Source organism: Streptomyces sp. R35 (assembly GCF_041053035.1).
Taxonomy (GTDB): Bacteria; Actinomycetota; Actinomycetes; order Streptomycetales; family Streptomycetaceae; genus Streptomyces; species Streptomyces lutosisoli.
In genome coordinates, this window is record NZ_CP163440.1 from 10128040 (window position 1) to 10142140 (window position 14101).

The 14101-nt window shown below is 70.6% G+C and carries 10 protein-coding genes and 1 pseudogene; 8 read left to right on the forward strand and 3 right to left on the reverse strand.

Annotated elements, in window-relative coordinates; genetic code table 11:
* The first annotated feature begins 63 nt into the window (after window positions 1-63).
* Both lysX and AB5J50_RS45500 read left to right on the forward strand, forming a co-directional pair.
* Window positions 64-3342, forward strand: coding sequence for a bifunctional lysylphosphatidylglycerol synthetase/lysine--tRNA ligase LysX (lysX, locus tag AB5J50_RS45495; RefSeq protein WP_369264423.1), 3279 nt, complete (start codon window positions 64-66; stop codon window positions 3340-3342).
* 81 nt (window positions 3343-3423) lie between these two features.
* The gene (locus AB5J50_RS45500; protein ID WP_369264424.1) at window positions 3424-4269 is read left to right on the forward strand and encodes a polysaccharide deacetylase family protein; all 846 of its coding nucleotides are present in this window, start codon (window positions 3424-3426) and stop codon (window positions 4267-4269) included.
* A 96-nt stretch (window positions 4270-4365) separates the two neighbouring features.
* Here AB5J50_RS45500 and AB5J50_RS45505 read toward each other — a convergent pair whose 3' ends face one another.
* Window positions 4366-5028: a class F sortase gene (locus tag AB5J50_RS45505; RefSeq protein WP_369264425.1), complete on the reverse strand. Its 663-nt coding sequence runs from the start codon at window positions 5026-5028 to the stop codon at window positions 4366-4368.
* 785 nt (window positions 5029-5813) lie between these two features.
* Here AB5J50_RS45505 and AB5J50_RS45510 point away from each other — a divergent pair.
* Window positions 5814-6209: pseudogene (locus AB5J50_RS45510) on the forward strand (hypothetical protein); the annotation flags it as partial.
* A 127-nt stretch (window positions 6210-6336) separates the two neighbouring features.
* Here AB5J50_RS45510 and AB5J50_RS45515 read toward each other — a convergent pair.
* Window positions 6337-6897, reverse strand: coding sequence for a hypothetical protein (locus AB5J50_RS45515; protein ID WP_369264426.1), 561 nt, complete (start codon window positions 6895-6897; stop codon window positions 6337-6339).
* 225 nt (window positions 6898-7122) lie between these two features.
* A complete protein-coding gene (locus AB5J50_RS45520) occupies window positions 7123-7887 on the reverse strand; it encodes a hypothetical protein (protein WP_327435325.1) in 765 nt (254 codons plus the stop codon).
* An 893-nt stretch (window positions 7888-8780) separates the two neighbouring features.
* On the opposite strand from AB5J50_RS45520, the gene AB5J50_RS45525 reads away from it, so the two are divergent.
* The 5 genes from AB5J50_RS45525 to AB5J50_RS45545 all read left to right on the forward strand — a co-directional run bounded on the left by AB5J50_RS45525 (window position 8781) and on the right by AB5J50_RS45545 (window position 14063).
* Window positions 8781-9725 (forward strand): SCO0930 family lipoprotein, encoded by a 945-nt coding sequence (locus tag AB5J50_RS45525; protein ID WP_327433854.1) that lies wholly within the window; start codon window positions 8781-8783, stop codon window positions 9723-9725.
* Window positions 9726-10115: 390 nt separating this feature from the next.
* Window positions 10116-10928, forward strand: coding sequence for an SAM-dependent methyltransferase (locus tag AB5J50_RS45530; protein ID WP_369264427.1), 813 nt, complete (start codon window positions 10116-10118; stop codon window positions 10926-10928).
* A complete protein-coding gene (locus AB5J50_RS45535) occupies window positions 10925-13060 on the forward strand; it encodes a putative bifunctional diguanylate cyclase/phosphodiesterase (protein WP_369264428.1) in 2136 nt (711 codons plus the stop codon). Before AB5J50_RS45530 ends, AB5J50_RS45535 begins: the two co-directional genes overlap by 4 nt.
* A gap of 107 nt (window positions 13061-13167) precedes the next feature.
* On the forward strand, window positions 13168-13509 hold the full coding sequence (locus AB5J50_RS45540; protein ID WP_369264429.1) for an ATP-binding protein: 342 nt from the start codon (window positions 13168-13170) through the stop codon (window positions 13507-13509).
* Complete coding sequence (locus tag AB5J50_RS45545) at window positions 13422-14063, forward strand: alpha/beta hydrolase (RefSeq protein WP_369265690.1); 642 nt, start codon at window positions 13422-13424, stop codon at window positions 14061-14063. Before AB5J50_RS45540 ends, AB5J50_RS45545 begins: the two co-directional genes overlap by 88 nt.
* Window positions 14064-14101: the final 38 nt, after the last annotated feature.

Consider the following 14101-nt stretch of genomic DNA (forward strand, 5'->3'; position numbering starts at 1 on the left):
GCCGGGGATCCGGGCAGGCCGCTCGACGGGCGGGTACGCGCCGCTCTTCCTACAGTCGACACCATGAGTGCCACCGTGGAGGCCCGCGCACCGAAGGACGCGACAGGTCCGATACGGCCGTCCCGGGGCGGGTTCCTCAGCAAGGTGCCCGAGGGGTTCGCGGCCTTCTTCGGCGCCCTCGGACTGCTCTGCGCCCTGCTGGCCTTCATCGAGCCGCTGCGGCGGCTGCTGCGCCCCGTTGTGCGCTTCCTCGACCTGCTGACCGTCCCGGTCAGCGCCAACCTCGCGTACGCCGTCTTCCTCTTCCTGCTCGCCGGCGCGACCGCCGCCCGCAAGAAGGTCGCCTGGTGGCTGGTCGTCGTCTACCTGGGCCTCCTCGTCCTCGGCGACATCCTCGGCGTCGCGCTCGGCCTGTACGCCTCGTCGGTCCCGTCCCTCGTCGTCTGCCTGCTCGCGCTGGCGCTGCTGATCGTGGCCCGCGAGGAGTTCTACGCGGCCCACCGGCGCGGCGCCGTCTGGCAGGCCCTCACCGTGCTCCTCCTCGGGCTCGCCGTGGCCATCCTGGTCGGCTGGGGCCTGGTCGAGCTGTTCCCGGGCACGCTGCCGCGCGGCCAGCGGCTGTTGTGGGCAGCCAACCGGGTCTGCGGCGGCATCGTCTCCGGACGCTCCTTCGACGGGCGCCCGCCGAAGGCCCTGTCCTTCGTCCTCGGCCTGTTCGGCGCCCTCGCCCTGCTCAACGCCGCCGCGACACTCTTCCGCTCGCAGCGCCTGGAGGCGGCCCTGCACGGCGACGAGGAGTCCCGCATCCGGGCGCTGCTCCAGGCGTACGGCGCCGACGACTCCCTCGGCTACTTCGCGACCCGCCGCGACAAGGCCGTCGTCTTCTCGCCCAGCGGCAAGGCCGCCGTCACCTACCGCGTCGAGGCGGGTGTCTGCCTCGCCAGCGGCGACCCCGTCGGCGACCGCGAGGCCTGGCCGCACGCCATCGGCGCCTGGCTCGACGCGGCCCGCCACTACGCCTGGGCGCCCGCCGTGATGGGTGCCTCGGAGGACGGCGCGAAGGCGTTCGTGCGCTCCGGGCTCGGCGCGCTCCAACTCGGCGACGAGGCGATCCTGTACGTCGCCGGCTTCGACCTGGACGGCCGCGACATGCGTGTCACGCGCCAGGCCGTCAACCGTGTGAAGCGCACCGGTGCCACCTGCCGGGTACGCCGCCACTCCACCCTCACCGACGAGGAGATGGAGGAGATCGTGGGCCGGGCCGACGCCTGGCGCGACACCGAGACCGAACGCGGCTTCTCGATGGCGCTCGACCGGCTCGGCGACCCCGAGGACGGGGACTGCCTCCTCGTCGAGGCGATCGCCGCCGACGGCAAGCTCCTCGCGCTGCTCTCCTTCGTGCCCTGGGGCCGGGACGGCATCTCGCTCGACCTGATGCGCCGCGACCGCAGCGCCCCCAACGGCGTCGTGGAGTTCATGGTCGCGGAGCTGTGCGCGGTCGCCGGGAAGTTCGGCGTACGGCGGATCTCCCTCAACTTCGCGGCGTTCCGCTCGGTCTTCGAGGAGGGCGCCCGCATCGGCGCGGGGCCGGTGCTCAGGCTCTGGCGCAGGCTGCTGCTGTTCTTCTCCCGGTGGTGGCAGCTGGAGGCCCTGTACCGGTCCAACGCCAAGTACCACCCCGAGTGGTACCCGCGCTTCATCTGTTACGGCGAGACCGGCGCCCTCGCGCGCGTCGGTCTGGCGTCCGGCATCGCCGAGGGCTTCGTCTCCGTGCCCTCGCTGCGCAAGCTCTGGGGCAAGGGGCGCGCCAGGAGCGGACCCAAGCCCGCCGGCACCGAAGGCCTGCCGTCGCTGCCGGCCCTCGGGCTCGACGAAGGGGACGCGGTCGAGGCCGGCGATCCCACCACGGGTCTGCCCGAACAGGTCCGCATCCGGCACCGAAAACTCCACCGGCTGCGCGCCGACGGCACCGACCCCTACCCGGTGGGCATCCCCCCGCGCACCCACGCCCTCGCCGAGGTCCGCGAGGGCGCCCAGGTGACCGTCGCCGGGCGCGTCATCCTCGTCCGCGACTTCGGCGGCATCGTCTTCGCCGTGCTGCGCGACTGGTCGGGGGACCGCCAACTCGCCCTCACTCGCCAGGACTCCGGAGCCGCCCTCGACCGGTTCCGCAAGGACATCGACATCGGCGACCACCTCACCGCCGACGGCCTCGCGGGCGTCAGCGACAAGGGCGAACTGACCGTCTTCGTCACGTCCTGGCAGCTCACCGGCAAATGCCTGCGCCCGCTGCCCGACAAGCGCCGGGGCCTCGCCGACCCCGAGGCGAAGGTGCGCCGCCGCTATCTCGACCTGGTCTCCAGCCCCGACGCCCGCCAGGTCGTCCGGGCCCGCTCCACGGCCGTACAGGCGCTGCGCCAGGGCCTGCTGGACCGCGGCTATCTGGAGGTCGAGACCCCGATGCTCCAGCAGATCCACGGCGGCGCCAACGCCCGGCCCTTCACCACCCACATCAACGCCTACGACCTGAACCTCTATCTGCGCATCGCACCGGAGCTCTACCTCAAGCGGCTGTGCGTCGGCGGCCTGGAGAAGGTCTTCGAGATGGGCCGCACCTTCCGCAACGAGGGCGTCTCCTACAAGCACAACCCCGAGTTCACGATGCTGGAGGCCTACCAGGCCTTCGCCGACTACGACGTCATGCTCGACCTCACCCGCGAACTCATCCAGGGTGCCGCGACCGCCGCCTTCGGCGCGCCCGTCGCGCGCAAGGACGGCACCGAGTACGACATCTCCGGGCTCTGGCCCGTCAAGACGGTGTACGGCGCGATCTCCGAGGCCCTGGGGGAGGAGATCGACGCCGATACGCCGCTGGAGACGCTGCAGCGGCTGTGCGACCGTGCGGGCGTGCCGTACACCGCCGACGACGGACGCGGCGATGTCGTACTGGAGATGTACGAACGACTGGTCGAGGAGAAGACCCGGCTGCCCACGTTCTACAAGGACTTCCCGACCGACGTGTCCCCGCTCACCCGGCAGCACCGCGTCGACCCGCGCCTCGCCGAGCGCTGGGACCTCGTCGCCTTCGGCACCGAACTGGGCACCGCTTACTCGGAGTTGACCGACCCCGTCGAGCAGCGCCGGCGGCTGACCGCGCAGTCGCTGCTCGCCGCCGGGGGAGACCCCGAGGCGATGGAGCTGGACGAGGACTTCCTCGAAGCACTGGAGTACGCGATGCCGCCCACCGGAGGGCTCGGCATCGGTGTCGACCGGCTGGTCATGTTCCTCACCGGGCTGACGATTCGTGAGACGTTGCCGTTCCCCCTGGTGCGCCGTCGCTGAAATGGGCCGGGCGGGTGCTTTCGTAGGTTCGCGCCGGTGTTGCTGAGCTGCGTCGCCCCTTTTTGGGGTGACTGATGAGTCATGAAAAAGGATCAGCTGATTACCCGGCGCCGGGCGTTGATCGCCGGCGCCGCCGTCCTGGGAGCGGCCGGGGGGGCGGGCACGGCCCGCGTCCTGACCGCCGAACTGGCCGCGAAGCCGGTACGCAGTGCCCGTGCGGTATCGGGCCCACCGGCGGGCCGCGCCCTGAAGCCGTCTGCCTACCGCCTCCAGCCGATGACCGGATTCGGCCCACCGCACAGCGCACCCCCGCGCACCGCCGTCCGGCACGAGCCGATCCTGAGCGTGTCCGGTCGCGGCCGCCGCATGGTGCTGACCTTCGACGACGGCCCCGACCCGCGCTACACCCCGCACATCCTGCGCACCCTGCGCAAGTACGACGTGCGCGCGATGTTCTTCGTGTGCGGGGAGATGGCCGTCGACAACAAGGACCTGCTGAGCGAGATGGCCGACGACGGACACATCGTCGGCAACCACACCTGGACCCACCCGCTGCTGACCAAGCTCTCCCGCTCGGCGATCCACTCCGAGATCGAGCGCACCTGCGAGGTCATCGACGACGCCTACGGCGAACCGCCCGTCTGGTTCCGCGCGCCGTACGGGGCCTGGAACCGGGCGACCTTCCAGATCGGCGCCGAACTGGGCATGGAACCGCTGGCCTGGACGGTCGACACCCTCGACTGGGAGACCCCGGGCACCGACACCATCATCGACCGGGTCGAGAGCGGAGCCGCCCCAGGTGTCGTGGTCCTCTCGCACGACGCGGGCGGCGACCGCTCGCAGAGCGTACGGGCGCTGCGCCGCTATCTGCCGCAGCTGCTGGATTCCGGCTATCACATCACCGTGCCGCGACGGAAATTCGTCTAGCGACCGCCGGCCGGCCGATGGTCATACGCCTCGGCCGGTCGGCAGGACGTCGAAAAGGACCACCGACGGGCTTTCGCCCGCCCGGCCGGGGAACGCTCAGCGCACCTCGACCAGGCGGGCGAACACGACGACGTTTCCGTCGTAGCCGTGCTGCTTGGAGAAACCGCCCCCGCAGGTGATGACCCGCAATTCGGGAGCTCCCTTGCTGCTGTACACGCGGTCGCCGGGGAAACCGCTCTTCGCGAAGACCTCGATGCCGTAGATCTCGAATACCGCGGTCTTCCCGTCCTTGCGCGGGACCTCGATCCGGTTCCCCTTCTTGAGCGCCCCGAGCCCGTAGAAGACGGCGGGGCCCTGCGCGTTGTCCACATGGCCCACGATCACGGCCGTGCCCTTTTCGCCGGGCGATACCGCGCCGGTGAACCAGCCCGCGAGATTCGGGTTGTCCGGCGGCGGCGCCCCGACCCATCCGTCGACGTCCAGGCCCACCGGCATGACCGGGGCGTCTACCTGGATCGCCGGGATCCTGATCCGGTCCGCCACGGAGTACGGCAGCGGGGCCGGCAAGCCAGAGAAGGTGCCACCGGGGATGAGGCTGTCCGCTGCCGCCGCCGAAGCGGGCTGCGGAGGGCCCACGTCGAACTCACCGGAACCATTCCGGATGAGTGCGAGGCCGGTCAGCAGGACAAGCGCTATCACGCCCCACGGGGCGCGCTTCCGCTGCCGCTCCTCCTCTTCGGCCAGCTCGGACGCAGACATTCGCAATCCCCTCTCGACGCGGCCGTCGCCGCGTCCGTCGCGCATATGAGAACGCTAAGTGCAGCACGTCCGGCGGGCGACGGGGCGCGGGCGAACGGGTGGCGGAGTACATCCCTCGTGAGCCATCCGAGTTGCCGCGGGCAGGAATTTTCTGACGGTCCGTGACCTGCGGCAATATCCGATTGTGTGGAATTCTCTCGGCGTGTCCTCTCACCAGGACGGACCATTCTCGAAATGCGGCCCTGTGCACGGCATCTGAGGGTCTGTCTGGGAGGCGTTTTCTCGCCGATCGACCGGGGACGGTTCCCGGGGCGTCTTCCGCGGAGGATCACATGCGAAACTCACGTGCCCTGGCGGCCGCGGCCACAGTGGTCGCCGTCCTCGGGCTCGCCGCCCCCGCGGCCGTCGCGGACGGTATGGGCGAGGCGGGCAGTCAGAGCGACAACAATGCGGGTGACTTCGGGAACAACAACGAGGGCGTGTTCGGCGACAACGACGGGGGGCGGCCGGGCAACAACGGGGGGTTCGGCAACAATGACGGGGGGCGGCCGGGCAACAATGGGGGGTTCGGCAACAATGACGGGGGGCGGCCGGGCAACAACGGGGGGTTCGGCAACAATGACGGCGGGCGGCCGGGCAACAACAACGGATTCGGCAACAACAACGGATTTGGCAACAACAACGGATTCGGCAATAACAACGGGGGGTTCGGCAACAACGACGGGGGCCGACCGGGCAACAACAACGGGAACGGGCTCGGCGGCAACTTCGGGGGTATTTCGAGGAACATCATCGCCTCGCCCAGCGTCATCGCCGCCGGCGGCCAGCTGACGGTGACGGTCGACGGGTGCCGGAACGGCGGCACCATGACCTCGCCCGCGTTCCGGCGCGCGTCCCTTTCGCGGATCCCGGGCAACGGCGACACGGCGAGCGGAACGGCGACCGTGAACCGTGACGCGCGCCCCGGCTCGTACGACATCACGGTCAACTGCGTAGGTGCGGGCGCGCTGACCCGTCCGTCCGCCTTCACGGTGATCGGCGGTGTCCGCGGTGGTCTCGGCGGCAGCAGCTCGACCGGCGCCACGCGCACCGACATGGCCATCGGTAGCGGTCTGGTGGCCGCTGCCGTCGTCGGCGGCGGAGTGTTCTGGTTGCGCCGCAGATCCGAGAAGAGGATCTGACCGGCATCGCCCCGAAAGGCCGGTCCTGCCCCTTCGGGACCGGAACTCCCCTTCGGAAGCCGCACGAGACAGCCCTTCGCCCCGGACCCTCCCGAGGGAGTCCGGGGCGAAGGGCTGTCTCGGCGCGTCAGGCGTCGTCGGACGCGCCACAGCGGCGCGACATGTACCACGCCACGCCGACGGAGCCGCCGACGAGTGCGGCTCCCAGGCCGATCTCCTTCACGTCGAAGCCGCCGACACTGCCGCCGACACCGGCCCTGACACCCTGTTGCACGGGGACCTGGAGGGGCGACAGGTCGTCGGAACGGCCGGTGCCGGTGCCGGTGCCGGTGCCGGTGCCGATGGTGATGTTCGTGTGGCCGCTCACGCCGTCGCACACGAACGTCACCTCGTGCACGGCCCCCTGTCGGGCGTCCCGGTCGATCGTGGCCGTGGCCGAGGACCGGCCCGAGGGGATGGTGACGGTGTCGAAGACACCCGAGGAGATCCTGACGGTCCCGTTGCAGCCCCCGTCCCTCTTCAGCAGCAGCGAGAGCCGGCCGCCCGCGGTGATGGTCGACGGCTGGACGCTGAAGCCGAACGGGGTGATGTTGTGGTCGTCCCCGTCACCTGCGAAGGCGCTGGGTGCGGTGAAGGTCAGGGCGGTCAAGCCCAGCAGTGCGGCCGAAGCGACGCGTATCGCGCGCATGGTGAGCCTCCAGGTCCCCGAGGAGCCGTGCCGCGGACCTTTTCCGCTTGCGCGAGAAATGCACCTCGATGATCGGAACGCTAGGAAAGGGTGCGCGGGGGCGCGATCGCAGTCGCGCGAATGGAGCAACGGTGTGGGCCGCACAGGGGACGGTGTGCGTGCAGCCGGGGGACGGACGCGGCGTGGCGCCCGCCCCCTCGACGCCGAGCGCCTACTGAGGCTCCGTCACCCGGGAAGGTGCGGGAACAGCGCGGTGAACGGTTCCGCCGAGGCGGTGATCCCCCGGCTGTACGGCGCGTCGAAGTCCCAGATCAGGAAGAGCAGGAAGGCGATCAGAGCGGAGAACAGCCCGGCGAGGATCAGCTCGCGGGTGGTGCGCCGGATCTGCAGGGCGAAGACCATGCCGACGGTGACCACGGCACCGGCGATCAGCCCGAACCACACCACGCCCGGCATGGTCGCCCCCGTCGAGTCGGCACGGGAGTTGCGCGCGGCGTCCGCCGCCGTGACCTGGTCGACGAGCGGCTGGTACGCCTGGGCCTCGAAGTCCGTCTTCGGCTCGTAGTCGGTGACGTCCTGACGGATACGGTCGAAGAGCCGGCCGCCCTGGGCCGTCACATGGCCCTGGTCCGCCATGGTCTTCCACTCGGTGTGGACCACGTGGCTGACATACGTGTTGACGTCGGCGCGGATGCGGTCGCGCACGTCGGGCGGGTAGACGCGGACCCGCTCCGTGATCTCGTGCAGGGCCTGGGCCTCCGTCTGCACATGGTCCTGGGCGACGCCGCGTCCCTCCCAGACACCGGCGATGGCCAGGCCGAGGACGATGGCGTACACCACGCCGATCATCATGCTCATGTACTCGATCACGTCCGGGGTCTCGGACGGATCCTCGTCCACCGGGGCCGCCCGATGGCGTACGAGGGTCACGATGAGGACGACGACGCATGCGGCCGCCATCGCGAGGACGAGAACAAGCCATTCCGACAAGGATGCCTCCAGGGTCAGCGCGGGCGCAGCGCCGCTACGGCGAGCACCGCGGGCGCGGTGATGAGCAGGGTGAGCGAGACCAGCGACGGGCCGCTGCGGGGCAGGTGCTTGCGCGGCGGGATGCGGTACGCCGGATAACTCACCGGGGACGGCGACGGCTTGGGGCGCGCGCTCGGTGTGGGCGTGGGCTTCGGCTTCGGCGGCGGGGTGGGCCGCGGCGCCACGGGCCGTGGTGTCGGCGTCGGAGGAGGCGGGGGCGGGGGAGGCGGTGGTTGGGGTCTCGGCGAATGCGTGGGTGTGGGTGTGGGCGTCGGTCTGGGTTTGGGTGTCGGGGTGGGTGTGGGTGTCGGCGTGGGGGTCGGAGTGGGCGTCGGTGTCGGGCAGGGTGGCGTCGGGGTGGGTGTGGGGGTCGGGCACCAGGTGGTGTTCCCGGCGACCGCCACCGCGCCGCTCCCCGCGACGGCCACCGCCGTCGTCCCTTCGCCGTCCGGGCCCGTGGAGGCATACGCGCAGGAGTCGGCCGCGGCCGTTCCGCTCGGCGCGCCGCTGAGAATCCAGGTGAGCGTCAGCAGCGCCAACACCCGTATGACGAGGGCGGATCGGGTCCGCGTGGGTCCATGCACGACGGAGATCATGGGGCGCGCAGCGTCCGCGCACGCCGGAGTGCCGGGGATTGCCCCCGAAGGGAGGACGTGCGCCCTCCGGCGGTTTGACGAACCGGGCGGGAAACGCCGGTGTGTACGCACGTGTGTGCGAACCTCGCGGTTCGCGTCACAGGTTCCGGAAAGAAATTTGTGAGCCGGTTGAACACTCCCGCCACTCCCGCCCGTACCTAGGGCCATGCGCGGCGCAGCAGGGCGCTGCAACACTTATGCGAACAGCGGGAGTTACCAATGAAGACCTCCTGGCGGAGCGCCTCACTCGTAGCGACAGCTGCGGCCGTGCTGGCGCTCACGACGGCGTGCGGTCAGGAACAGGGCACCCAGTCGACGGGGAGCCAGAATGTGGGTGCGACCGCCGCAGCCGGTGATTACGGAACGAGCACGACCGCCGGCAATGGCTACGGCGCCGATTCCAAGGACCAGCAGAGCGCCGCGGCCCAGGCGGAAGCCGCGGGTCAGCTCACCGTCGCGGAAAGCGCGCAGCTCGGCAAGGTGCTGACCGACAGCGCCGGCTTCACTCTCTACCGCTTCGACAAGGACACGGCCGAGCCGCCCAAGTCGAGCTGTGACGGCGACTGCGCGAAGGCCTGGCCGCCCGTGCCCGCCGAGGGTGCCGAGGCCGCCACCGGTGTGGACAAGACGCTTCTTGGCGAGGTCACCCGGTCGGACGGCACGAAGCAGCTGACCATCGGCGGCTGGCCGATGTACCGGTATGCGAAGGACACCAAGGCCGGGGACACCAACGGCCAGGGTGTGGGCGGCACTTGGTTCGCATCGGCCCCCAACGGCAAGAAGGCGACGCTGGCCGACCTGCCCGGCCTGTCCGTCCGCAACGACCCGAAGCTCGGTGACATCGTCGTCGACAAGAACGGCATGACCGTCTACCGCTTCATGAAGGACCAGGCCTGGCCGGTCTCGAAGTCGGCCTGCACCGGTGCCTGCCTGGAGAAGTGGCCCGCGGTCGCACCGGTCTCCGCCAACGACACCAAGGGCGTCAAGAAGAAGGGCCTCATGGGCTTCACCCGCCCGGACGGCGTCAAGCAGATGACAGTCAACTGCTGGCCCATCTACACCTTCTCCGGTGACACGGCTCCCGGGGACACCAACGGTCAGGGCGTCGGCGGCACGTGGTACGCCGTCTCGCCCGAAGGAAAGCCGGTCGGCGCGTCGGAGTAGCGGATCACCTCCCCAGGGTTGATCGCCTCACCCGGAAGACAACGGAACGCGGAAGGGAGTGGAACAGACAGGCAAGTGTGCCGGACGAACACAGCAACGCGCGCGACCCAAGGTCCGCCCCCTCCGCACCGCACGGAGGGGGCGGACCGCTTGGCGTGTCCGGGCGGGAAACTCCCCGGAGCTTTTTGGAATGCTTCGGAGCGATTTCGCAGGGGCGGTGAGAGGCGTGTTCGGGCGGCGCTCGCGGGGCGCCAATTCGGCACTTGCCGGAGGCAGTGACCGGGAACGGACGGTCAATTTCCGTTTTGGCTCGCTCCTTTGGCGGGCGATCAGTAGCCTCAGCTCGAACACCGGATCGCCTACACCGTCGACTACGCCTTGGAGAGATAGATGGAGCGTCCCGCCTGGGCCCCCCGGAGCATTGACATCTCGGTGCCGAGTGTGTCCCGTATCTATGACTACTACCTGGGCGGTTCGCACAACTTCGAGGTCGACCGGGAAGCGGCACGCAAGGCGATGGAGTTCATGCCGGGACTTCCCAAGATCATGCAGGCGAACCGTGCGTTCATGCGCCGCGCCGTGCGCTTCGCGGCGGACGAGGGCATCGACCAGTTCCTGGACATCGGTTCGGGCATTCCCACCTTCGGCAACGTCCACGAGGTCGCCCAGGCGGCCAGGCCAGGCGCGCACGTCGTGTACGTCGACCACGACCCGGTGGCCGTCGCGCACAGCGAGTCCGTACTGAAGGGCAACGAGGACGCGGACGTCGTCGCCGCCGATCTGCTCAAGCCCCAGGAGATCCTGGCGAGCCCTCAGGTACAGCGCCTGATCGACCTGAACCGGCCGGTCGCCCTTCTTCTCGTTGCCATACTTCACTTCGTGGAAGACGCGGACGACCCGTACAGTGCGGTGGCCGAACTGCGCGACGCGCTCGCGCCGGGCAGCCTGCTCGTTGTCACGCATGCCTCGTACGAGGGAATTCCGCTCCCTGCGGAGCGGGCCGAGGGCACGGTCGACGTCTACAAGAGCATCCGCAATCCACTGATCATGCGCACGCGCGACGAGATCGCGCAGTTCTTCGAGGGGTACGACATGGTGGAACCCGGACTGGTGCCGATGCCGAACTGGCGGCCCGACACGGCACCCGAGGACGAGGATCCTTATTCCTTCTCCGGGTTCGCCGGCGTGGGGCGCAGGGCGTGACCGCCGAGCCGGACGGACCGGAGGACAGACTGCGCCGGTTCGCGACGATCTGGAGCCGGGCGGTCTTCCCGGTCACCTCGACGTCGCTGACCCGGCCGGAGTTCGAGCAGCAACTGGTGCCGCTCGCCCGGAGGTTGAGCGACGCGCTGCGGGCCAGGGCCTTCGACGCGGCCGAGGGCCAGGCGGTCGGCACCGCGCTCATCGCCGCGCACTGCACCGACCCGGAGGCCCTCAGCCGCACCCTCGACTGCGTGGATGCCTATCTGGTGCTCTACTGCGGCGAGGACGGGCCCCAGGACGCGCTGCGGACCCGGTCGGCGCGGCTGCAGCACGCCATGGCCGCCGGGTTCGCGCAGGCGCTGCGCGAGCGGACGCTGACCGAGCAAGAGGCCATCGCCCAGGCGACGTTGAACGCCCGCAGCGCGGTCGCCGAGGCGCTGCACGCCAGCGAGGCCCGCTTCCGCGCGGTCTTCGAGGGCGCGGCCATAGGAATCGGCATCGCCGACCTCGAAGGCAACATACTGCAGGTCAACGGAGCACTGCTGCGGATGTTCGGCGGCTCCGAGCAGGGGGTGCGCGGACGCAAGGTCCCCGAGTGGACGCACCCCGAGGACGCTCCCCAAGTCTGGCGCCTGTACGAGGAGTTGGTACGCGGCGAGCGCGAGCACTACCACGTCGAAAAGGCTTTCTACCGTCCCGACGGCACGGCCCTGTGGACCAACCTGACGGTCTCTTTGCTGCGTGACGCGGACGGCGAACCCCAGTACCAGCTCGCGCTGATGGAGGACACCACCGAGCGGCGGCTGCTCAATCTGCGGCTGCGCTACGAGGCCACGCACGACGCGCTCACAGGACTGCCCAACCGCACCCTGTTCTTCGAGCGCCTGGAGAAGGCCCTGTCCGCGGGCGAGGGCCAGCGCTTCGGGCTGTGCTACCTCGACCTCGACGGCTTCAAGACCATCAACGACAGCCTCGGGCACGCGGCCGGCGACCGGCTGCTCGTCGAGGTCGCCGACCGGCTGCAGTCCTGCGCGACCGCCCCCGGCGAGATGGTCGCCCGGCTCGGCGGCGACGAGTTCGTGGCGCTGACCACCGGTCCCGACACCGAGCGCGAGGTCGACGCGCTCGCCGACCGCATCATGAACGCGCTCGTCACCCCCGTCCGTATCGACGGCCGCGAACTGACCGTGCGCGGCAGCATCGGCATCGTCGAGGGACCGGCCGGTGAGCGCGGCCCCGCCGAGGTGCTGCGCAGCGCCGACATCACGATGTACCGGGCGAAGTCCGCGGGCGGCAACCGCTTCGAGCTCGCCGACCCCGAGGCCGACGCCCGCGCCATCACCCGGCACGGACTCACCACCGCGCTGCCCGCGGCCCTGGACCGGGGCGAGTTCTTCATCGAGTACCAGCCGCTGGTGCACCTCGGCGACGGCAGTGTGCGCGGCGCGGAGGCGCTGGTGCGCTGGCTGCATCCGCAGCACGGCGTCCTCGGCCCCGACCAGTTCATCCCGCTCGCCGAGCACACCGGCCTGATCGTGCCGCTCGGCCGCTGGGTCCTGGAGCAGTCGGTGCGCCAGGCCCGCGCGTGGCAGGAACGACACTCCGACGCGGGCCCGCTGCGGATCAACGTCAATCTGTCGCCGTGCCAGCTGACCCATCCCGGGCTGGTCCAGGACACGGTCGACATCCTGGAGCGCGAAGGGCTCGACGCGGACGCGCTGTGCCTGGAGGTCACCGAGTCCGCGCTGATCGGCGCCGACGACGACCTGCTCAAGCCGCTGCGCCGGCTGGCCGAGATGGGCGTCGACATCGCGCTCGACGACTTCGGCACGGGCTACTCCAACCTCGCCAACCTGCGCCGCCTGCCGGTCAGCATCCTCAAGCTGGACCGGTCCTTCACCCAGAGCATGCAGCAGTTCCCCGCCGACCCGGTCGACCTGAAGATCGTCGAGGGCATCGTCTCCCTCGCCCACAGCCTCGACCTCGCGGTCACCGTCGAGGGCGTGGAAACGGGCGCCCAGGCCGAGCAGCTGCGGATACTGGGCTGCGACACCGCCCAGGGCTGGTACTACGCCCGGCCGGGACCGCCGGAACGGCTGCACGAGCTGGCGCTGGTGGACGCGACGGGCTGACACGTCGTACGCGGCGTGGTCTCCTCCATCGGGAGCCACGCCGCAGCGCCGCCCGGGCACATGGAAGCCGTCGGTGTGATCCGGAGCGCAGCGGGAGGAGAAGGCGGATGGCGGACGAAGGGCCTCTTGTCGGCCGGGAGTCGGAGATCGCCGAGGTCTCCCGGCTCGCCACGTCGCCCGACGGGCGGGCCCTGCTGCTGCGCGGAGAGGCGGGAGTCGGCAAGAGCGTCCTGCTGGAAGTCGCCGCGGCGCGGGCCGCCGAGCTGGGCCATCGGGTGATCCGCGCGGCCGGTGTGGAGGCGGAGACCGAGCTGCCGTACTCGAGTCGCGGCGACACCCCGAGGCCGTCGCGGGACTCGGGATCGACGAGGTCACCGACCACTACGCGGGGATCATCCGCTCCCTCGACCGTCCGCCGGTGCTCATCGGGCACTCCTTCGGCGGCCTGATCGCACAGAGGCTGCTGGGCGCGGGCCTGGGCCGGGCCGCCGTGGCCATCGGCCCGGCCCAGATCAAGGGCGTCAAGGCGCTGCCCCTGGCGCAGCTGCGCGCGGGCTTCCCGTTCCTGGGCAACCCCGCCAACCGGCGCCGGGCCGTCTCCCTGACCGCCGCCCGGTTCCGCTACGGCTTCGGCAACGCGCTGCCGCCGGCCGGGTCCGACGACCTGTACGAGCGGTTCACCGTTCCCTCGCCGGGCCGACCGCTCTTCGAAGCCGCCTTCGCCAACTTCAGCCGGAACTCCTCGGCGGCCGTGGCCACCGACAACGCGGACCGCGGCCCGCTTCTGATGATCTCCGGCCAGGCCGACCACACCGTGCCGGACGTCGTGACGCGCTCGGCGTACAAGCTCTACGGCGACTCGTCCGCCGTAACCGACCTCAAGCAGTTCCCCGACCGCGGGCACTCGCTGGTCGTCGACCACGGCTGGCGGACGGTGGCCGAGTACACGCTGCAGTGGCTGGCCCGCCAGGGCATCTGCGGCCGGGACACGTCGCGCGCCTGACGCAAAGGCGGCCGACGGCGTCGGACGATCCAAGAGCC